At 61.6% G+C, this 20,445-nt stretch carries 22 protein-coding genes, 1 pseudogene and 1 CRISPR repeat array; of the genes and pseudogenes, 18 read left to right on the top strand and 5 right to left on the bottom strand.

Going from position 1 to position 20,445, the window contains the following annotated elements; all coding sequences use genetic code 11:
• Positions 1–17 precede the first annotated feature (17 nt).
• Genes ACCAA_RS05070 through ACCAA_RS05095 form a run of 7 tightly spaced genes read left to right on the top strand, consistent with a single transcriptional unit; the run spans position 18 to position 2,484 of the window.
• A complete protein-coding gene (locus ACCAA_RS05070; RefSeq protein WP_186406145.1) occupies positions 18–248 on the top strand; it encodes a hypothetical protein in 231 nt (76 codons plus the stop codon).
• A 35-nt stretch (positions 249–283) separates the two neighbouring features.
• The gene (locus ACCAA_RS05075; RefSeq protein ID WP_186406146.1) at positions 284–517 is read left to right on the top strand and encodes an antitoxin; all 234 of its coding nucleotides are present in this window, start codon (positions 284–286) and stop codon (positions 515–517) included.
• Entirely contained in the window at positions 514–915 is a 402-nt protein-coding gene (vapC, locus tag ACCAA_RS05080; RefSeq protein WP_186406147.1) for a type II toxin-antitoxin system tRNA(fMet)-specific endonuclease VapC, read from the top strand. Before ACCAA_RS05075 ends, vapC begins: the two co-directional genes overlap by 4 nt.
• Entirely contained in the window at positions 905–1,150 is a 246-nt protein-coding gene (locus ACCAA_RS22435; protein WP_222104801.1) for a DUF6399 domain-containing protein, read from the top strand. The genes vapC and ACCAA_RS22435 overlap by 11 nt, the downstream gene beginning before the upstream one ends.
• Before the next feature lie 29 nt (positions 1,151–1,179).
• Positions 1,180–1,479 carry a type II toxin-antitoxin system HicA family toxin gene (locus ACCAA_RS05085; RefSeq protein ID WP_186406148.1) on the top strand — a complete coding sequence of 100 codons (300 nt, stop codon included), beginning with the start codon at positions 1,180–1,182 and terminating at the stop codon, positions 1,477–1,479.
• Positions 1,469–1,951: a toxin-antitoxin system HicB family antitoxin gene (locus ACCAA_RS05090; protein WP_186406149.1), complete on the top strand. Its 483-nt coding sequence runs from the start codon at positions 1,469–1,471 to the stop codon at positions 1,949–1,951. The genes ACCAA_RS05085 and ACCAA_RS05090 overlap by 11 nt, the downstream gene beginning before the upstream one ends.
• A gap of 5 nt (positions 1,952–1,956) precedes the next feature.
• Entirely contained in the window at positions 1,957–2,484 is a 528-nt protein-coding gene (locus tag ACCAA_RS05095; protein ID WP_186406150.1) for a preprotein translocase subunit SecB, read from the top strand.
• Between the two features lie 31 nt (positions 2,485–2,515).
• Here ACCAA_RS05095 and ACCAA_RS05100 read toward each other — a convergent pair whose 3' ends face one another.
• Both ACCAA_RS05100 and ACCAA_RS22710 read right to left on the bottom strand, forming a co-directional pair.
• Entirely contained in the window at positions 2,516–2,953 is a 438-nt protein-coding gene (locus ACCAA_RS05100; protein WP_186406151.1) for a recombinase zinc ribbon domain-containing protein, read from the bottom strand.
• A 36-nt stretch (positions 2,954–2,989) separates the two neighbouring features.
• Positions 2,990–3,121 (bottom strand): hypothetical protein, encoded by a 132-nt coding sequence (locus ACCAA_RS22710; RefSeq protein ID WP_186406152.1) that lies wholly within the window; start codon positions 3,119–3,121, stop codon positions 2,990–2,992.
• Between ACCAA_RS22710 and ACCAA_RS05110 the strand changes: the two genes are divergently transcribed.
• From ACCAA_RS05110 to cas6, 9 genes are all read left to right on the top strand, one after another.
• Complete coding sequence (locus ACCAA_RS05110; RefSeq protein ID WP_186406183.1) at positions 3,071–3,226, top strand: hypothetical protein; 156 nt, start codon at positions 3,071–3,073, stop codon at positions 3,224–3,226. The genes ACCAA_RS22710 and ACCAA_RS05110 overlap by 51 nt on opposite strands.
• A 128-nt stretch (positions 3,227–3,354) precedes the next feature.
• Complete coding sequence (gene csm6, locus ACCAA_RS05115; RefSeq protein WP_342674028.1) at positions 3,355–4,596, top strand: CRISPR-associated ring nuclease Csm6; 1,242 nt, start codon at positions 3,355–3,357, stop codon at positions 4,594–4,596.
• Positions 4,597–4,598: 2 nt separating this feature from the next.
• Positions 4,599–5,768 carry a TIGR02221 family CRISPR-associated protein gene (gene csx2 / locus ACCAA_RS05120; protein ID WP_186406153.1) on the top strand — a complete coding sequence of 390 codons (1,170 nt, stop codon included), beginning with the start codon at positions 4,599–4,601 and terminating at the stop codon, positions 5,766–5,768.
• 18 nt (positions 5,769–5,786) lie between these two features.
• Complete coding sequence (gene cas10, locus ACCAA_RS05125; RefSeq protein ID WP_186406154.1) at positions 5,787–8,450, top strand: type III-A CRISPR-associated protein Cas10/Csm1; 2,664 nt, start codon at positions 5,787–5,789, stop codon at positions 8,448–8,450.
• A gap of 80 nt (positions 8,451–8,530) precedes the next feature.
• Positions 8,531–8,905: a type III-A CRISPR-associated protein Csm2 gene (csm2, locus tag ACCAA_RS05130; protein ID WP_186406155.1), complete on the top strand. Its 375-nt coding sequence runs from the start codon at positions 8,531–8,533 to the stop codon at positions 8,903–8,905.
• 18 nt (positions 8,906–8,923) lie between these two features.
• Positions 8,924–9,634 carry a type III-A CRISPR-associated RAMP protein Csm3 gene (gene csm3 / locus ACCAA_RS05135; protein WP_186406156.1) on the top strand — a complete coding sequence of 237 codons (711 nt, stop codon included), beginning with the start codon at positions 8,924–8,926 and terminating at the stop codon, positions 9,632–9,634.
• Between the two features lie 3 nt (positions 9,635–9,637).
• A complete protein-coding gene (gene csm4, locus ACCAA_RS05140) occupies positions 9,638–10,591 on the top strand; it encodes a type III-A CRISPR-associated RAMP protein Csm4 (RefSeq protein WP_186406157.1) in 954 nt (317 codons plus the stop codon).
• Positions 10,588–12,210 carry an RAMP superfamily CRISPR-associated protein gene (locus ACCAA_RS05145; RefSeq protein ID WP_186406158.1) on the top strand — a complete coding sequence of 541 codons (1,623 nt, stop codon included), beginning with the start codon at positions 10,588–10,590 and terminating at the stop codon, positions 12,208–12,210. Before csm4 ends, ACCAA_RS05145 begins: the two co-directional genes overlap by 4 nt.
• Positions 12,207–13,232: a CRISPR system precrRNA processing endoribonuclease RAMP protein Cas6 gene (cas6, locus tag ACCAA_RS05150; protein ID WP_186406159.1), complete on the top strand. Its 1,026-nt coding sequence runs from the start codon at positions 12,207–12,209 to the stop codon at positions 13,230–13,232. Before ACCAA_RS05145 ends, cas6 begins: the two co-directional genes overlap by 4 nt.
• A 5-nt stretch (positions 13,233–13,237) precedes the next feature.
• Positions 13,238–16,731: a CRISPR direct-repeat array (repeat unit 36 nt; unit sequence GTCAGTAACCAGCCCTGAAATCAAAGGGATTGAGAC).
• 190 nt (positions 16,732–16,921) lie between these two features.
• Here the strand turns inward: cas6 and ACCAA_RS05155 are convergent.
• Positions 16,922–17,863: a LysR family transcriptional regulator gene (locus ACCAA_RS05155; RefSeq protein ID WP_186406160.1), complete on the bottom strand. Its 942-nt coding sequence runs from the start codon at positions 17,861–17,863 to the stop codon at positions 16,922–16,924.
• 205 nt (positions 17,864–18,068) lie between these two features.
• Between ACCAA_RS05155 and ACCAA_RS05160 the strand changes: the two are divergent.
• Positions 18,069–18,833: pseudogene (locus ACCAA_RS05160) on the top strand (SDR family oxidoreductase).
• Between the two features lie 212 nt (positions 18,834–19,045).
• On the opposite strand, the gene ACCAA_RS05165 reads toward ACCAA_RS05160, so the two are convergent.
• Positions 19,046–19,327 carry a helix-turn-helix domain-containing protein gene (locus tag ACCAA_RS05165; RefSeq protein ID WP_186406161.1) on the bottom strand — a complete coding sequence of 94 codons (282 nt, stop codon included), beginning with the start codon at positions 19,325–19,327 and terminating at the stop codon, positions 19,046–19,048.
• A complete protein-coding gene (locus ACCAA_RS05170; RefSeq protein ID WP_186406162.1) occupies positions 19,324–19,542 on the bottom strand; it encodes a hypothetical protein in 219 nt (72 codons plus the stop codon). The genes ACCAA_RS05165 and ACCAA_RS05170 overlap by 4 nt, the downstream gene beginning before the upstream one ends.
• Positions 19,543–20,043: 501 nt before the next feature.
• On the opposite strand from ACCAA_RS05170, the gene cas2 reads away from it, so the two are divergent.
• Positions 20,044–20,430 carry a CRISPR-associated endonuclease Cas2 gene (gene cas2, locus ACCAA_RS05175; RefSeq protein ID WP_245754449.1) on the top strand — a complete coding sequence of 129 codons (387 nt, stop codon included), beginning with the start codon at positions 20,044–20,046 and terminating at the stop codon, positions 20,428–20,430.
• Positions 20,431–20,445: the final 15 nt, after the last annotated feature.

Raw genomic sequence — 20,445 nt, forward strand, 5'->3', positions numbered from 1 at the left:
GGCAAAGGTGACAGGCCATGACCGTGGCCACCACCGGCCAGGCTATGCAGAACGGTGTCGGCTGGTGCAAGGCGCCGCGCACCGCCATTACGGACAACTCGTTCGTCAAAGGCGAAGGGTTTTCGCCCAAGGCCCGCCGCGAACTGCTCGGGCATTCGCACATTCGCAGCTCTCACTTTCGCTCTGAATCTGTTGATGAATCCCTGATCCGTTCCTCGATCTTCGGCGGACACTGCGACAAAAAGTAGATATCATTGGTAATTATCTTTTTTCGGAGCTTCACATGGATACCGCACGCCTTTTTCAATCGGGCCGCAGCCAGGCCGTTCGGCTACCCAAAGAGTACCGGTTTGCCGGCACCGAGGTGGCTGTGAAGCATTTTGGCAATGGCGTTCTCTTGCTGCCTGTGGATGACCCATGGGAAACCCTGGAAACCGCGCTGTCATCCTTCGAGCCAGGGTTTGTCATGACACGAGAGCAGCCAGCAACGCAAGTTCGTGCCGAGATTGCCGTATGATTCTGCTTGACACCAATATCTGCATTTACATCATCAACACCAAACCGTCCGAAGTGCTGGCGCGGTTTCATCAGTATCGGCTCGGTGAGATCGGGCTTTCGAGTGTGGTGGCCGCGGAACTTGCCTTTGGTGTTGCCAAAAGCGCCTCGGCGCGCAATCGCCAAGCGCTGGAAATGTTTCTGGCCCCACTGGAAGTTCTCCCTTTTGATATGGCTGCCATGTGGGCTTATGGTGATTTACGCACGGACTTGGAGCGCCGGGGGCAGTCAATTGGTTCTTTGGACACCCTGATTGCCGCGCACGCACTGAGCGTCAATGCCGTGCTGGTGACCAACAACACCCGCGAGTTTTCCAAAGTCCAGGGGCTGCAATTGGAAAACTGGGTGGCTGCCAAGTGATTCCAATCTCCATTGGCAGCGAAGCCGACGGCAGTGTGACCGTACTCGACAGTTGCTCGAACCGCTGCGCCACGGCGCCCATCCGCTCCACGCCTTGCCGCCCGCCGAGCGCGCGCGCCTGGAACAGGTAGTCGGCGACTGCGCCGATCGCTTTCAGCGCAGCGGTTCCGGGGTGGAGGGTCGCAGCGGTCAACCGGCCCTCCGTCACCGTGATCGCCATCTGTTGACCAGCTAAAGGAACCATGACACCATGGATAGTGTCACATGATCACGAAATTGTTTGATCAGGTGGTGGGGGAACTGTCCTCCGCAAAGTGCAACATTCGCTGTGATGATCTGGCAAGGCAGTTGACTCGCTTGGGATTTGAGGTGCGCGAGGGTAAACGAGGTGGACACAGAGTGTTTGTTCATGGTGGGCTATCCGACTTCACTTCAGGATCGTTCAACTGTGGCCACGGACGAAACCCGGAGATCAAGCCTGCTTACATCACCAATGTATTGAGAATTCTGCACGTCCATAAGGCCGAGATTCTGATTTACCTGGAGAAACGCAATGTCCATTGACCCTTATGCCTATAACATCACCGTTCGACGCGCCATGTTTGAAGGTGAAGTCTGCTTCGAGGCGCGCGTAAAGGAACTGCCCGACCTCATCGAATATGGCGATTCGCCTGAGGAAGCCTATGCGCTGGCCGTGGATGGCATTGAGACCACGGCCGAGATGCTGAGTGAGAAGGGACGGGTGATGCCTGTGCCCACTTCTCCGGCAAATGACTTCAGCGGTCGGGTGACTCTCCGTGTTGCCCGTACACTGCACCGTGCTCTGGCGGAAGCTGCAGATGAGGAAGGCATCAGCCTCAACCAGCATCTGGTGAACATTCTGAGTTATTACTCGGGCTTCGCTGCTGGCCATCAGGCCGATAGGGTTCCCTGGACGAATCTGCGGACTACTCCCAAGGCTGCACATTCTGCCAGAAGTCCCCATTTACGCGTCGTTTACTCCAGTGACTTGAAGTCGGCGTCCGGCTGGCGTTGATCAGAATGATCACACCATTACAGCATGCGGTTGAATGCTTGCAGATTCGCGACGTACTGATACATGACTCGGAAGCCTTCATAGCAGAAGATTTCGACCCAAAATATGGCGCTGGCGTAGATGGCCTGCAAATTCAACTGAAGCACATGGTTAGCCATAGTCAGGTGCTCGAAGTCGAGGATGGAGAGCAGACACAGCAGCTTTTTCGAGTCTTCATTCAGTTAGGTGCCCGCTGGGTAGAAGCGGCACCAAGGGAACAAGGCGGTGGCGAAGGAACTGTTGCAGAAGAGCAGGTAAAGGCTCAAATTGAAGCGACGCTGATTGCTGAATATGCTCTCACCGATCACCCAGGAAAGGAGGCGCTTGATGCCTTCGCGCTGAAAAATGCCAGCTATCATGTCTGGCCATACTGGCGTGAGTATCTGTCCAGCCAGTGTCAGCGGATGGGGTTGCCCAAGGTAGTCGTCCCGACAATTCAGGTCGCTCAGCACCATCTTCAACAAGGCGAAAGCAGGGATATCGCTGACTCCTGATAGCAGAAAACAGAAATGACATCAGCAGTCATCACGCCGCCTTCCTCTCTGGCATGACCGTCTGGATCAGTCCCCGCATGCCCGCCGCCTTCAGGTCAATGAGCAGGCCTGTCGGGCTGACCGTCACCCGTTCCACCAGCAGTTGAATGATCCTTGCCTGCTCGGCGGGGAAGAGTTCATCCCACACTGGCGCTATAGACTGTAGCGTCCTGATGACCTGCTGGGCGTCTGCTGCCGGCTCAAGCGCCACCACTTCACTGATCGCCTGAGACATCACCTCGGGCGCCTGCAGCACCTTCCTGACTTGAGCGATCACCGCCGCCTCGATCTCTCCGGCTGGCACCCGAGACACCGAGCACGCCTCCTTCCCGATCTTCATCGACGCCGTATTGACGTAGTAGCGATACCGCTTGTCGCTTTTCCGGGTGGCGCCAGGTGTCATCGCCCAGCCATCATCGGCGAAGATCAACCCCTTCACGAGTGCGGGCGCTCGGGAAGGGCGGTTCTACCGAGCACGTTGTTCCGGCTCCCCTCGCCCCAACATCGCCTGGACCTGCTCCCAAACGGCCCGATCCAGAATCGCTTCATGCTCGCCGGCGAAGTGCTTGCCCTTGTACGCGGCGACGCCGATGAACACTGGATTCTTGAAGAGCTTGCAGAGGTAGCCCTTGTCGATCAGCTTCCCGGCACGGGTGGATCAAGAACAGTCGACATTCATCATGCCGAGTCCAGTACCTCATGAAGCGGCAGAACCTCGTCCACAAGGCGCTGGGCCTGCGCGAGTGACAAGGCGTCCTCCGCTGTCTGCCCCCGTGATCCCTTGCCAGGGGCCGGATCGCTTCTCAGGGATGGCAAGCTTGCCGTTCGCCGGTGCGACGAGAAAACAACGACAATCGGGTCCATTCCCACAGCCGTCCCCTCGCCGCCATGCTCGACGCCCGCCAACACCCGGAACAGTTTTCCCGCCGCATTCTCGTCGCCGTCACCGGCCTCTCGCCGCAGATCGTCACCGAGACGCTCTACGCGCTGGCCGTAGCGCCATCAGCCAGGCGCTTCGTGCCGACCGAAATCCATCTGATCACCACCCGCACCGGGGCCGAGAAGGCGCGCCTGGCGCTGCTGTCCGATGATCCGGGGTGGTTCCACCGCCTGTGTCGAGACTACGCGTTGCCGCCGATTTGTTTCACCACCGACACCATCCACACCCTCGAAGACGCCGCCGGCAAGCCGCTCGACGATATTCGCTCGCCGGCAGACAACCGCCGCGCCGCCGACGGCATCACCGGCATCATCCGCCAGCTCACTGCCGACCCCGACTGCGCGCTGCACGTCTCGATCGCCGGCGGACGCAAGACGATGGGCTTCTTTCTCGGCTATGCGCTGTCGCTCTACGGTCGCCCGCAAGACCAACTGTCGCACGTGCTGGTCTCCGAACCCTTCGAGGCCAGCATCGGTTTCTACTACCCGACGCCGTCGAGCCGCGTTCTCGAAATGCCCGGAGGTCGCCTGGTCGACAGCGCGCTGGCGCAGGTGACGCTCGCCGAACTGCCCTTTGTCAGCCTGCGTCACGGCCTGCCCGAAGCGCTGCTGACCGGGCTGGCAAGCTACAACGAAACCGTCGAAGCCGCCCGCCGCGCGCTCGCGCCGGCCGAACTGCAGATCGACCTCACGGCGCGTCGAATCCGTGCCGCCGGCCACGAGTTTGGTTTGCCGCCCGCCGAACTCGCGCTGCTCAGCGTCTTTGCCCGGCGCGCTCTGCGCGGCGAAGCGCCTTTGCCGGCGCCAGCCAAGGAATTCCCCGACGCCGACTGGAAACGGCGCTATCTCGTCGAGTTGCGCTGGATCGCCGGACCGCTGGGCGACCTCGACGAAACCGAGCGCGCGCTGCGCAAAGGAATGGACGGCGGCTACTTCTCGGCGCATCTGTCGAAGCTGCAGAAGATTCTCAGGCGCCAGCTCGGCCCCGCCGCCGAGCCCTACCTGATCAGCGACGGCGGTACCCGGCCGCGCCGCTACAGCCTTGGCCTGCGGCCGGTGGCGGTCAGTTATGATCCGCTACCAGGACCACAACCGATCGGCGACCCGATCCACTCCCTTCTTCCCGGAGCATAACCATGAACACCCTCATCAGCTTTCTCGGCAAGGGCAAAGCCGACGCCCGTACCGGCTACCGCACGGCGAACTATCGTTTCGACGCCTCCTTTTCGCGCAGCGTGCCATTCTTTGGCATTGCGCTGGCCGAATACCTGAAACCCGATCGCCTCGTACTCGTTGGGACCTCCGGCAGCATGTGGGACGTCTTCTTCGAGGGCGAAGGCGCCGGCGACGATGCCGTGCTGCAACTGATGGCTGCCGTCGAGGCTGGAGAGGTCGACGACGCGCTCCTTGACCTGCCGCGCCGCCAACTCGGTGCGCGGCTTGACGTGCAGGTCGAGTGCCTGTTGATTCCCTACGCACGCGACGCCAGCGAACAGGCCGAAATCCTCCGCCTGCTCGCCGGCGTCGTGCGGCCCGGCGGAAACCTTTCGCTAGACGTCACACACGGCTTTCGCCACCTGCCGATGCTCGCGCTGGTCGCGGCGCGTTACCTGGCGCGCGTCGTCGGCGTCAAGATCGACGAACTCTATTACGGCGCCCTCGAAATGACGACTCCCGACGGCGAGACGCCGGTTCTGCGGCTCGGCGGCCTGCTGGCCATGCTCGACTGGGTCGACGCGCTGGCCACCTACGACAAGGACGGCGACTACGGTGTCTTCGCGCCGCTGCTCACCGCGGACGGGATGGAGAAAGGGAACGCCGACCTGCTGCCCCGCGCCGCCTACTTTGAACGTACCGGCAACCCGGTGCGCGCGCGTGAGACGCTGGGCAGCGTCTTTCCCTCGGTCGAGGCCCATCGTGGCGCCCTTGGCGGCCTGTTCAGCGAAACCTTGAAGAAGCGGATCAGTTGGTTTCGGCGCGGCAAGCGCGACGACTGGGAGCTGTCGCTCGCCGACGCCTACCGCGAACGCGGCGATTACCTGCGCGCCGCCACCTTCATGTACGAGGCCTTCGTCACGCGCGCGTGCAACGAGCAAAGTGACGATCCCACCGACTTCGAGCTGCGCAAGAAAAATTACGCCATCGCGCGCGCCCAGCAGCCCGAGGTCGCCAAGCTCGAGTACCTGCGCAACTCCCTCGCGCATGGGGTTCGACCGCGTGCTGATCAGGAGGCCCGTACCCTCGACGATGAAGGCCGCCTGCAGACCGCACTGAAGTCGCTGCGCAACAAACTCTTCAAGCTGTAACCCGGAGACCCCACCGACATGAACCTTCTCGAACAGTCCGCCCGCGTCGCTCTGGCCGCCTTCCTGCACGACATCGGCAAACTGGCCGAGCGTGCCGGCATCGACCACCACGGCCAGCTCGACGCCCACCGCACGCTCTATTGCCCCTGGCACCAGGTTGGCGCCGATGCGCGTAACGGTTACCACAGCCACATCCACGCCGCCTACACCGGGCTGGCCTGGGATGCACTCGAAGCGACCGGCCATTTCCCCGACCTGCGCCGCGACTCACCGCCGTTTGCCACCAGCGCCGACGGCAACGTCACCGACTCGGCGGTCAATGCCGCCAGCGCGCACCATCGGCCGGACACCTTCCTGCAATGGATCGTCGCCACCGCCGATCGCGTCGCGTCGGGCTTCGAGCGCGACAAGTTCGAAGCCGAATACAACAGCAGGAAGGAACGCGACAACCATTACCGCGCCCGCCTGCTGACGCTGCTCGAACAGATCGGTAAACGCGAGGTCAAGGAAGGCGAACTGCAGTGGCGCTACGCGCTGCGGCCGCTGGCGCCGGAGACCCTCTTTCCGCAGCCCGCCACCGAGTGCACGCCGCGCGACGACAAGACCGCACGCGCCGAGTACCTGGCGCTGTGGGAAGAGCTCGTCGCCGGCATCCGGCAAATCCCGAAGGCACATGTCCACGCGCTGCCGCTGTGGCTGGACCACTTCGACAGCCTGTGGCTGACGATGACGCATGCCATCCCGTCAGCCACGGCTTTCGGCGTCAAGCCCGAGGTCTCGCTCTACGACCACAGCAAGGCCACCGCCGCGCTGGCCACCGCACTCTGGCGCTGGCATCACGACCAGGGAAGCGAAGACGTACGGGCCGTTCGCGAAGGTTGGGCTGAAGAGAAGATCCTGCTCGTCCAGGGCGACTTCTTCGGCATCCAGGATTTCATCTTTGCCGAAGGCGGCGCGACGCAGAAGCACGCGCACAAGCTGCTGCGCGGCCGCTCTTTCCAGGTCTCGCTGCTCGCCGAATGCGCCGCATTGAAGCTCCTCGAAGCGCTAGAACTGCCGCCGACGGCGCAGATCATCAACGCCGCCGGCAAGTTCCTGATCGTCGCGCCGAACACCGCCGGCGCACACGCCGCCATCGCGCGCTGCCGGCAGGAACTCAACGACTGGTGTCTGGCGCACACCTACGGCGAGATCGGCGTCGGCCTGGCGAGCACGCCAGCGTCGTGCAACGACTTCGCCGCCGGCCGCTTCGGCGAGCTGACGCAACGCCTGTTCGCCGCGCTCGACAGCGCCAAGCACCAGCGCTTCGACCTCTGCGCCGATAACGCGACTTGCACCTTCGACGGCTTTCTCGATCAGTTCGACAACACCCTCGGCGTCTGCGCGATCAACGGCCGCCATCCGGCCGACGCGGAAGCGTCGGCGCGGCGCGGCTATTCCTTGTCGACGCTGGCCGACGACCAGATTCGCATCGGCGAGCAACTGACCCGGCACGCCCGCCTGCTCGTCGCGCGCCAGCCCGAAAAGCTGCCTGTGCTCGGCCTCGACTACTTCGGCTACCGCCTGGCGATCGTCCCGACCGCCGATGAATCGGGCAAGTACGGCGAACTGGCGCGCACCGGGACACTGCTGCGCGTCTGGGACTTCGACGCCGCCGAGGCCGACGGCACCCTCTGGCGCGGCTATGCGCGGCGCTTCGTGAACAGCTACGTGCCGCGCTTCGACGCCGGCGATGCGCAGACCGCCGGCAAGTACGGCAAATGGGAAGGCGAAGCCGACTTCGCGCGCGAGACCGGCGGCGACCCACAGCGCGCCGCAGCGATCAAGACGCTGCACCACATCGCTTGCGAAGACCGCCGACTGACGGTCGACGACCGCTGGCAAGGCGAAATTGCCCTGCTCACCGTCAAGGGCGACATCGACGACCTCGGCAGCCTCTTCCAGCAAGGCCTGGAAAAACCGACCTTCGCCAAGATGGCTTCGCTGTCGCGCCAGATCAACGCCTTCTTCGCCCTCTGGCTGCCCTGGTTCTGCGAGCACGGCCGGGATGCTCACGGCGTCGCCCGTTACCGCAACACCTACACCGTCTTCGCCGGCGGCGACGACTTCTTCCTGATCGGCCCGTGGGAGTCGACGCTGGCACTGGCGACCCAACTGCGCGCGAAATTCGCCGCCTACGTCGGCAACCCCGGCATCAGCTTCTCCGCCGGCCTGAGCATGACGCACCCGAAGACGCCCGTTCGCCAACTCGCGCGCAGCACCGAAACGGCGCTCGCCGCCGCCAAGGACCAGCCGGCCAAGAACGCCGTCACGCTCTGGCAGCGCAGCGTCTCCTGGGCCGACTGGCAGACGCTGATGGGGCAGCGCCGAGCCGCACTTGAAGCGCTGATGGCGCGAGCCGGCAGCCACGGTGCCGGCTTTTCCACTGGACTCACCTACACCCTGCTGCAGCTCTCCGACCGCGCCGAGAGCAAGCGCCCGCAAGACGCCATCTGGCGCTCGCAGCTTCATTACCGGCTGGCCCGCTTCTTCCGCGACCGTGTCAAGGGCGACGAAGCCGCGCGTGACCGCCGCGAGCAATTGCTCACCGACGCCATCCGCGAGATCGGCGGCGCACTCGGAATGTACAAGGGCGCCTACCGGCTGCCGCTGTCGGTCCTGCTCTACCGGCAACGCGAATGATGGCCCAACCGGCACGGCAAGCTTGCCGCAGCAGACACTGAAGCGAACCTGGCACACAATACCCTCAAGGAGAACAAACGATGACCATCAACCTGGCTACCTTTCCACCCGACGCAGAGTTGTTCAACGGCGAGGCCGAAGCGGTCGCCAAGCGCCTCGATCAGGCCGCGGCTTCCCTCAACAAACCGACGCAGATTCGCCGTTTCTACGACGAACTGGTCGGCTGGCAGGAGCGCATCGACGGCGACGACGAGAAGTTCAGCCAGTACGAAGCCTTCATCAAGATGCTCAACGCCAAGGTCGCCTACGCCAAGGGCCGCAAGCTGGTCGATGACGAATTCGTCGCGTGGTTCCGCCTGTGCATCAAGACGACCACCAGCGCCAGAGCTCTGGACCACTTCCGCCTTCACTTTGAAGCCGTCCTCGGCTTTCTCAAGGCGCTGCGCAACCAATAACAGCCAGGGAGAAAAACAATGCAACTCACCCGGATCAAGCAACTCACCGCCACCCTCACCCTCAAAACCGGCCTGCACATCGGTGCCGGCGACACCGAAATGCGCATCGGCGGCACCGACAACCCGGTGGTCAAGAACCCGCTCGACGGCCAGCCGTACATCCCCGGCTCGTCGCTGAAAGGCAAGATCCGCTCGCTGCTCGAATGGCAGATCGGGCTGGTCAGCGTCGCCAACGGCAATCCATTCTCCTTCCAGCACCTGGCCAAACACGACAGCGCGGAAGCGCGCGATCTGTTGCGCCTGTTCGGCGGCGCACCGGGCGGTGACGTGGAGAACCTGGTCAGGCAGATCGGCCCGACCCGCATCGCTTTCTGGGACTGCGCGCTGAACGGCGAATGGCTCGCCAGGGCAAGAGCGCGCAACCTGCTCAGTACCGAAGCGAAGAGCGAAAACTCGATCAACCGCATCGCCGGCGTCGCGGAAAACCCGCGCTTCACCGAACGCGTCATCGCCGGCGCCGAGTTCGACTTCCGGCTGTCGCTGAAGGTCATCGACGGCGAGGACCTCCTGCCGCTGTTGCTGCGCGGCCTCAAGCTGCTCGAACTCGACAGCCTCGGTGGCTCCGGCTCGCGCGGCTACGGCAAGGTCGCACTCGCCGGGCTGACGCTCGACGGCCGGCCGATCCAGGCCGATCTGGACGCTGTCCAGGTCTTCGCGACAGGCGGCTGAACGATGCCGTACGCCCTCCATCGCGCCACGCTGGCGCTGCACACGCCGCTCGGCACGCCGCTCGCCGGCGACACGCTCTTCGGCCAGCTCTGCTGGGCGCTGCGCGAAGCCGCCGGCGAAGCCGAGCTCACGCGCCGCCTCGACGGCTATACGCAGGGTCAACCCTGGCTCGTCGTCTCCGACGGCTTGCCGGCCGGCTACCTGCCCAGACCAACGCTGCCGCAGCACTTCGCCGCGCCGGCGGCGGACCCGGCGCAGCGCAAGGCGGCCAGGAAGAAGCGCTGGATTCCGGTGGACGGTACGGGTGCCGCGTTCGCCGCGCTGCTGGCCAGTGCCGTCGATGACGCCGTCGCCTACGGCAGCGCACCGCGACAGACCGTGCAGGCGCACAACACGCTCGATCGCCTGACCGGCAGCACCGGCGAAGGCGTCTTCGCACCCTACACGGTGGCGCAGACCTTCCACGCCGCCGGGCAGCGCATCGACGTGTACCTCGTTCTCGACACCGAGCGCGTCGGCGCCGACGAAGCGGGATGCCTGCTAGCAGCCATCGGCAGCACCGGCTTCGGCCGCGACGCCGGCGTGGGCCTCGGCAAGTTCACGCTGGTCAGCCTCGCAGCCGCCGACTTCGCTGTCCCCGCCGGCGCCAATGCCTGCTGGACGCTCGCTCCCTGCGCGCCGCAGGGCCTGGGCTTCTCCGGGTCGCAGAGCTACTGGCGAGTGCTCACCCGCTTCGGCCGCCATGGCAACGCGCTGGCGCTCGCCGGCAAGCCGTTCAAGACGCCCGTGCTGCTGGCCGCCAGCGGCGCCGTCCTGACGCCGATCAGCGACTTCGCCCTCCGACCTTTCGTCGGCCAGGGACTCGGCGGCGCCGGGCAACTCTCCAAGGCCGAGCCCGCCACCGTGCAGCAAGGCTACGCCCCTGTCGCAACGATCGCCCTGGAGGCCGCACCGTGACCATTACCCCGCGCACCATCGTCCGCCACCTGGCCATTTCGACGCTGTCGCCGATTCATGTCGGCTGTGACGAAGTCTATGAGCCGAGCGGCTTCGTCATTGACGCCGGCCTGCTGCACGTCCTCGACCCGGCTGACCTGTCGCTGGCTCTGAGCGACAACGAACGCCGACAGCTTGCCACGCTGGCCGACCAGCGCGAGCCGATCGGCGCGCTGCAGCGCTTCTTCCGGGATTCGGCGGCGCGTTTTGCCGAATTCGCGCGCAGCCAGGTCGCGGTCACCGAGGCGATCGCCCGCGAATACGCCGACAAGGCCGGCCGCCCGATGCAGCGCGGTCGCGACGGCGAGCCGACCTATAACGTCTTCCCGATCGCCCGCACGGCCTATCGGCCGTTCGACGGCACACCCTATCTGCCGGGCAGTTCGCTCAAGGGCAGCATCCGCACCGCGTGGCTCAACCGGCTCAACGATGGCGCCGCGCCGCCCGACCGGCGAGCCAGCCCGCGCAGCCTCGAAGAGCGCCTGCTCGGCTACACCGCCGGGAAATTCGAGAACGACCCCTTCCGCCATCTGGCGCTCGCTGACGCACACGCCGACGACGGCGGAGTTCCCCCGCCGACGCGTGTCATCTACGCGATCAGCAAGAAGAAGCGCCTGCCGCGTGAAGGCGAACGCGGATCGCCGGAGCTGAAGGTTTTTCTCGAGACCATCCCCGACGCCATTCCGGCCGGTTTTCTCGGCGAGATCCGGCTCGACAACGACAGGATGCGCTGGAACAGCCTGTGCGACGCGTGCAACGCCTTCTACCGGCCGCAGCTCGAGGCCGAGCTGGATCATCCCGTCCTCGGCCGGCTCCTTGACGCCGACTGGGCACGGCTGCTTGCCGATCTGCTCGGCGGTGAACTCGGCGAACTGATCGCCGCCAGGCAGGGCTTTCTGCTGCGCGTCGGCCGGCACTCGGGTGCCGAATCGGTCACCCTCGATGGCGTGCGGCGGATCAAGATCCTCGGCGCGCGCGTCGACGGCAAGCAAACATCCGACTATCGTCCGAACACCACCGAAAAGCGCTACGCCAGCCTCAGCCGTGCCGCCGACAGCGGGCTGTTGCCTTTCGGCTGGCTCTGGGTCGATGCCAGTGAGGACCGGCATCGCCACCTGTCGGACACCGTCCGCCAGAAACTCGCCGTTCGCAGCCGGCCGCTGCGCGAAGCGCATCAGGATCGGCTGCTGCGGCTCGAAGAGAAGGCCGAGCAGCGGGCCGCTGCCGCAGTCGCCATCGCCAGGCGAAAAGCCGCTGCCGAGGTCATTGCCCGTGCCGAAGCCGAAGCGCAGGAAACACGCGCCCGAGCGCTGGCCGAGATGAGCCCCAACCGCCGGCGTATCGAGGAATTCATCGCCGACTTCGCCGCGCGCGCCGAACAATTGCGCGGCAACCGCGAAAACGCCAACGGTACTTATCACCGCAAGGCACAAGAACTTGCGCGCGATGCCGCCGCCTGGCCTCTTGAAGAGCGGCTAAGCGCCGCTGAGGCAATCGAGGAATGGCTGCCAAAGGTCGTCAGGGTCGACATCAAGGACGAACGCAAGAAGCTCAAACTCGCGGCGCTGCGTGCCTCATGAACGCCGCCACTTCCTTCCCGGTCGCCCGCTATCGCTTCGAATTCCAGGCCAGCCAAGCGATTCGACTGCCCGCTTATTCCGGCTCGATGTTGCGCGGCGCCTTCGGCCACGCGCTGCGCCAACTCGCCTGCATGACGCGGCAGAAGGAGTGTGCCGGTTGCCCGCTGATCGGCTCATGCCCTTACCCGGCGGTCTTCGCGCCGCCGGCTCCAGCGACGCACCGCCTGCAGAAGTTCTCGCAGATCCCCGCGCCCTACGTCATCGAACCGCCGGCCTGGGGAAGCCGCGTGCTCGCCGCCGGCGAGACGCTGGCTTTCCATCAGGTGCTGATCGGCCGGGCACTGCACGAACTGCCGCTGATCATTCTCGCCTGGCGACGCGCCCTCGCGCGCGGCATCGGCGCCGGCGACGGTACCGCGGAACTTATTCATGTCGTCCATTGCGGCGAGCGTACCGAGCAGGAAATCCACCGCCCCGAGATCGGCACCATCGCTGAGCACGCGCAGGCGATCAGCCTGCGCAGCGACGACGAGCCAGCGATGACGAACGCAATACTCTGCTTCGCAACCCCGCTGCGCCTGCAGCACAACGGCCACGCCCTGCCCCCGGAGAAAGTGCACGCACGAACACTGCTCATGGCCCTGGCTCGGCGTGCCAGCCTGCTCGCCGAGTTCCACTCCGCTGGCCCTTTGGTGGACGATTTCTCAGCGCTGAGCGCCGCATGTGGCGACATCCGCGAAGAGAAAAGTCTGACCTGGCTCGACTGGACGCGCTTCTCATCACGCCAGCAGCAAAAAATGAGCCTCGGCGGGGTCATCGGTACGTGGCGGCTCGAAGGCCAACTCGCCCCCTTCGCCGCGCTTCTGCAACTCGGAGAGTGGCTGCATGTGGGCAAGGAAGCCGCTTTCGGCCTCGGCCGATACCGCCTCGCCGAGTCCCTGGCGGGACACATCTCCGAGGATCAGGAGAAAAGCTGGGACGGGCCCCGCCAAGTATCTGAAAAAGAAGCTACAATTGCGTAGGTGCAGTCAGTAACCAGCCCTGAAATCAAAGGGATTGAGACACAACCTTGGCGGGTTTGGTGCTGGTTGGTCAGTAACCAGCCCTGAAATCAAAGGGATTGAGACACACACTCAGGCGTTCTCGGATCGTGCGGATGGCGTCAGTAACCAGCCCTGAAATCAAAGGGATTGAGACAGATTATGCGTTCTGTGGCGCAAGTCGGCAGGTCAGTAACCAGCCCTGAAATCAAAGGGATTGAGACACGTAGTCAGCAAACGTCACAAGCGCAGCACCCTGTCAGTAACCAGCCCTGAAATCAAAGGGATTGAGACGAATAATTGTGATACTAGCGTGGCGCATTCACTGTCAGTAACCAGCCCTGAAATCAAAGGGATTGAGACCCACAGGTCCCGCTTCCTTGCCGCCAGCCTCTTGTCAGTAACCAGCCCTGAAATCAAAGGGATTGAGACTCTGGCTGAGCTTCAACACGCTCAGTTTCAAGCGTCAGTAACCAGCCCTGAAATCAAAGGGATTGAGACATTTCGCGGAATTCGTTCTTGTCCATTCCTTCGAGTCAGTAACCAGCCCTGAAATCAAAGGGATTGAGACGCGGTGCAGGACGAGCTTTGCTGCGAGAGCTTTGTCAGTAACCAGCCCTGAAATCAAAGGGATTGAGACCTTCGTGGTCGGTGTTCCGCTGGCTGAAATAGTCAGTAACCAGCCCTGAAATCAAAGGGATTGAGACGGTCAGTTGCACTTCGAGCAATCCGAAGTCGTCGGTCAGTAACCAGCCCTGAAATCAAAGGGATTGAGACCAAAACGGTCGCTACCCTTAGCGCCAACCTGTTGTCAGTAACCAGCCCTGAAATCAAAGGGATTGAGACTGCTTTGCCCATGCGGACTAAGTAATGCTCCTGAGTCAGTAACCAGCCCTGAAATCAAAGGGATTGAGACGCTTTTTCGGCAGCGACATACGCTGCAAGCCGTGTCAGTAACCAGCCCTGAAATCAAAGGGATTGAGACGTCAAACTTGTACTGACCGCGGTTAGCTGTGAAGTCAGTAACCAGCCCTGAAATCAAAGGGATTGAGACCTGCATTCTCGGCAGCGACATACGCTGCAAGCCTGTCAGTAACCAGCCCTGAAATCAAAGGGATTGAGACACTTTGCTATTTCAATAGCAGAGCACGCACATTCTGTCAGTAACCAGCCCTGAAATCAAAGGGATTGAGACATAGTGCTCATTTTTGAATTACCTTTCTAACGTGTCAGTAACCAGCCCTGAAATCAAAGGGATTGAGACGTAGTTCAGCGAACGTCCACATCATGGCTTGCGGTCAGTAACCAGCCCTGAAATCAAAGGGATTGAGACGACAAGCGACAACTCACGCAAAGCCATTCTCGGTCAGTAACCAGCCCTGAAATCAAAGGGATTGAGACAACGCAAGAAATTTCATTTAGTCGCCACCTTTGTCAGTAACCAGCCCTGAAATCAAAGGGATTGAGACGCACGATCATGTGCTGCGATGTAATTCAGTGTAGTCAGTAACCAGCCCTGAAATCAAAGGGATTGAGACGCCATTCGCGTCGACGATACTTGTGTTTGTGCTGTCAGTAACCAGCCCTGAAATCAAAGGGATTGAGACACCTGCGTCGACGCCGTTGAAGGCGCGCAGTTCTGTCAGTAACCAGCCCTGAAATCAAAGGGATTGAGACACAAGCTCGGGGCCGTCTTCGCGCTCGTACGCAGTCAGTAACCAGCCCTGAAATCAAAGGGATTGAGACTCTCTGTGCTTACATCTTGTGTTCTTACTACGTCAGTAACCAGCCCTGAAATCAAAGGGATTGAGACAAGTTATGTTGTTACGGTTTCCGTAACTTAGGTGGTCAGTAACCAGCCCTGAAATCAAAGGGATTGAGACTCCTCGAAGCTGATTCCCATCTCTTTCGCGATTCGTCAGTAACCAGCCCTGAAATCAAAGGGATTGAGACGCAGCGGTCAGCTTGACCCATCATCTGCGTGCGTCAGTAACCAGCCCTGAAATCAAAGGGATTGAGACGAACCGCCCGCAGGCTGGCATCAAGTCGAGCCAGGTCAGTAACCAGCCCTGAAATCAAAGGGATTGAGACCGCTGCTACCCTTGCGGCTTCAGCAGCGATATAGTCAGTAACCAGCCCTGAAATCAAAGGGATTGAGACTTTGAACTATCGGCATAGTGTATGCGTCAAGTGTAGTCAGTAACCAGCCCTGAAATCAAAGGGATTGAGACCTTAAGATCGGCCTTGTAAATCCGTCAAGCGCGTCAGTAACCAGCCCTGAAATCAAAGGGATTGAGACTTCAGCCTTTTCGGCAGCGATATATGCCGCAAGGTCAGTAACCAGCCCTGAAATCAAAGGGATTGAGACCTTGGAAACAACGCGAGGGGTCTTAGTTCTGGTGTCAGTAACCAGCCCTGAAATCAAAGGGATTGAGACATTTTTACGTTCACCTTGACTGCGACGAAGTTGGGTCAGTAACCAGCCCTGAAATCAAAGGGATTGAGACACGTTCGCATTGCGCGCCGCTATCGCGTCTTTAAGTCAGTAACCAGCCCTGAAATCAAAGGGATTGAGACTTGCACCACACACGCGGTACACACATCGCTAAACGTCAGTAACCAGCCCTGAAATCAAAGGGATTGAGACACAACCCGGTAGACCATGACAAAAGCTCGTTAAGTCAGTAACCAGCCCTGAAATCAAAGGGATTGAGACCGCTTCATCTTGCGTTATATCTGCTCGCCTTTCAGTCAGTAACCAGCCCTGAAATCAAAGGGATTGAGACGTAAAAGAAATACCGACTGCTGGATTCGCGAGTAGTCAGTAACCAGCCCTGAAATCAAAGGGATTGAGACACAAACAAAACCGCTTGTGAATCCCTCGGCAAAGGTCAGTAACCAGCCCTGAAATCAAAGGGATTGAGACCTGGCGTGGTACGTCAATGCGCGCCCGTAAAACGTCAGTAACCAGCCCTGAAATCAAAGGGATTGAGACCGACGCTTTGCAGCGGCTTGTGCCTTCGTCATGTCAGTAACCAGCCCTGAAATCAAAGGGATTGAGACAATCTGCCCCCCGCTCATTCATCAGATCAACGATGTCAGTAACCAGCCCTGAAATCAAAGGGATTGAGACGATGGGGGTTAGCCGACCTTACGTTCTTCCTCCGGGTCAGTAACCAGCCCTGAAATCAAAGGGATTGAGACACAACTGGGGCGGGATGTAGAAGGGGTCAGCCTGTCAGTAACCAGCCCTGAAATCAAAGGGATTGAGACCCTGTGCTTTAGCGGAGCGAGCCGCCTTTTGTGTCAGTAACCAGCCCTGAAATCAAAGGGATTGAGACAGTCGCCCCACGTCGCATCAATCTGTGTCGATGTCGTCAGTAACCAGCCCTGAAATCAAAGGGATTGAGACGTCTTGAGACTGGCTACCGTGATACCAGCGCCGGTCAGTAACCAGCCCTGAAATCAAAGGGATTGAGACCGTCATGATCTGTCCTGCCAAGGAAGCGCTGATTTAACCGCCAGGTATCGAATTCGGCCGGTCCCAGCCAGCAGCAGCCACTCAGCCTGCGTGACGGCGAGCAGATGTCCGCACAAGACCTTTCCTCGTCGCGCTGCCCAGGTTCTCGCTCTTTGGGGTCAGTTACGCGGTGACGCGCTGACACGCTGACTTACGGTTTTCGCTGCCAAAGGAACAGCTTCGCCTGGATGGCTCCAGGCGTCCAGTATGGTGGGTCGCCGAAGACGTTTCGCAGGCGTTCAGCAAATGCCCGCAGCTTGGCCGACGCACGCCGGCCCTCGGGGTGCGCCACATAGATATACTCGGCTGCCGCCTGTAGGCCTACGTCGATCACCCGCAAGGCACCCGACTGGATCTCCGCGCTGGCGATGAAGGTCGGCAGCAGCGCGATGCCCAAGCCGGCGATAGCTGCGTCTCGCATCATGTCGCCATTATTGACACGCAATGCGACTGTGGCACGAACCACCCGTGCACCTTCCTCGCCCTGGAACGTCCAATCGGCCACTCCCCGATTGATGTAGAAGATGCCACGATGGTTCGCCAACTCGTTCAACGTGCTTGGGATACCCTGCCGCGCCAGGTAGTCGGGTGACGCAAGCAGGAGGCGTCGACTTGGAGCCAACTGCCAGGCTACGAGCCGCGAATCCTCCAGGGCACCGTGCCTGACCACCGCGTCATAGCCGTCGGCGGCCGCGTCCACTCGTCGGTCATTCAGGTCCAGCGTGAGTTCCAGCTTGGGATGCTCGGCAAGAAAGGGATAGAGTGCCGGTCCCAGATGCATGCGGCCGAAGGTGGCCGGAGCGGAAATGCGCAAGGGTCCCGACAAGCTGCCACGGCGCTCGGCCATGTCGGCAACTGCCTCCTCGACCGCGCGCATGATGTGTGCGGCTTGCTCAAGGAACGCCGTCCCGTCCTCGGTGAGGCTCACCTTGCGGGTCGTTCGATGGAGCAGGCTTGCGCCCAGCATTCGCTCGAGCTCGGCGAGGCGCTCGCTGACCACTGATTTCGACAGATTCAGGCGTCGCGCCGCCTCACTGATCGAGCCGGATTCGGCGATGGCCACAAAGCTGGAAATGCCGTCTAGCTTCAACATTGTTCGACCTTCCCGAAAAGCTATTCCGTGATTTGCACTCTACCGCGAACAGCGATTAGGCACCACACTTCACTCAGCCCGCCAACGTGAGCCAGTCCAGGAGTGTCAAGGAGTGACCAACTCGCTACCGCTTGCAGGTCAATCAATCGCTACCAACGCGCTCGGAGGCGGACGCCGTCCGTCCAGCGCCAATCAGGAGATCACCATGAGACGCTTGTCTGGAAAAGTTGCCATTATTACCGGGGCCAGTTCGGGCATCGGCCGCGCCACCGCCAAGCTGTTCGCCGCCGAAGGGGCCAAAGTCATCGTCGGCGCGCGGCGCACGGGCGAGCTGGACGAGTTGGTCGCGCAGATCCGCGCGGCCGGCGGCGAAGCGTCCGCACTGCCTGGCGATGTGCGCTCGGAGGACTATGCCAAGGCGCTCGTCGCTCTGGCGGTCGAGCGCTACGGCCGGCTCGACATCGGCTTCAACAACGCCGGCACACTGGGCGAAGGTGGTCCGAGCACCGAGGTGTCCGAAGCGGGCTGGAATGACGCCATCGCCATCAACCTCACCGGTTCCTTTCTGGGCGCCAAGCACCAGATCGCGCAAATGCTCAAATCCGGCGGCGGCTCGGTGATCTTCACCTAGACCTTCGTCGGTCACACCTTTGCCTTCCCGGGCGTTGCCGCCTACGCTGCAAGCAAGTCAGGCCTGATCGGCCTAACGCAGGCCTTGGCTGCCGAGTTTGGTCCGCAAGGGGTGCGTGTCAACGCGATCCTGCCCGGTGCGGTGGACACTGACATGTACCGCAGCATGAACAACACGGCTGAGTCACAGGCCTTCGTGACCAAGCTGCACGCACTGAAGCGCGTAGCCAGTCCCGAAGAACTGGCTCGCTCGGTGCTGTATCTGGCGTCGGATGATTCGGCCTTCGTGACTGGCACCGCCTCGCTGGTCGACGGTGGAGCGTCGATTACGCGTACCTAACGGTCATTGCGTGAGGCGGCTCACGCCGCCCCGGATGATGAAAGGGAATACGGGTGGGTGGCAACGGCAGAGGGAATCGGTGACGGGAATCGCGGGAATCGGAGACCGACCACAATTCTGGGCTAGTATTTTTTTGTCTATTCCCATCGCCCTGCCTCAATGCGGCGTATCTTGCCGGGCGAAGGGAAGGTGGTGCTTACTCTGGTCTTCTCCTATGCGGTTTCCAGCACGCGCATTTCGACGTGCAAGCCCGCGGCTGCCGCCATGTTGACCAAAGCATCCAGGCTGAACAGGGTGATCTTGCCGCGCATCAGGTCGGAGACGCGGGGTTGCGTGACACCAAACAATTGAGCTGCCTGGGACTGGCTCAAATCGACGCGGGCAATGTGCTCTTTCAGGGCCATCATCAGAACCGAGCGAAGCTTCATGTTTTCCGCTTCCGCTGGCGTGTCCTCGATGGCATCCCAGACGCTGGAGAATCGTTCGTTGCTCATTGAGCCAATTCCTTAACCAAGTCACTGTAGCGTTTAGCGGCCAGATCGAGATCCCGCTGGGTGGTCTTCTGCGTCTTTTTCTGGAAGTCGTCCGGCTCGTGGCCGTGCTGAACCTGGTCAAGTTGGTGCCCGGCCTCGCGCCGTGCCGAGGCGGGGAATGCGCGTAAGTCATCGAGGGCGCTGCCCCGGAACTCGACAGGCTTGGGATCACTCATTCATTCGAGTATGCAGAATTTTGTATGTGTCGGCAAGTCTTGCCGTTTGTTGGCGCTGACCTGCAAGAATCGCGCACGAAGTGGGGGACCGCCATCCTTTGCTGGCATCTTCTGTCGTCATCAACCAAGGTTTCTAGGATGAAGGCGCTGGGGCAGCGTTACGTGCAGCACTCGGTCTGGCTGGCGAGGCACGACAGGCAGCCTACCGCGAGCTGTTCCGTGATCAACTGAAACCTGCGGTGGGCGATTCTATCCGCCAGGCAACCAACGGTAACTTTGCCCTTGGCGACATCCGCTTTGCCGCGCAGGTCGAAGCGGCGCTGGGCAGGCGTGCAACGAGGAGAGTTGCTGGCAGGCGACGGACATTGCCGGGACCGGATTCAGGGGATCTCCTGGCGTAGCAAGTCCGGGGGCAATTTGGCGCAATGCCTTTGGTTATTGCGCCCTACGCGACGGACCTCGAGACTCCCTTCGTCCACTTGCGCGCATCGAGCGCTTCATTTGGCTGATCGGTGGCCTTTCCCCGGTGTCAGGCGGTGGCGCCGTGCCGGCAAGCTTGCCGTACCGGACAGCCGGTCCGCACCGGCCTATCGTGGCGACATGAGCGATGCGGCACGAACCCTTTTCCTGGTCTGCTACGACGTCTGCGACAACAAACTGCGGCGGCGTGTGCAGAAGTACCTGATGGCTTACCGGGTCGGTGGCCAGAAGTCGTTCTTCGAGTGCTGGCTGACTGCCGCCGAGTTGCGCGAGGTGCGCCGCACGCTGGCCGATCTGCTCGATCCGAGCGAGGACCGCGCGCACGTCTTTCAGCTCGATCCGCGCATGCGGCGTGACATGCTGGGCCGGGCGACAGAGCCGGTGACCGACGTCTTCCTGATCGTTTGAGCAAAGGAGAGAAGC

The organism is Candidatus Accumulibacter aalborgensis (assembly GCF_900089955.1).
GTDB lineage: Bacteria > Pseudomonadota > Gammaproteobacteria > Burkholderiales > Rhodocyclaceae > Accumulibacter > Accumulibacter aalborgensis.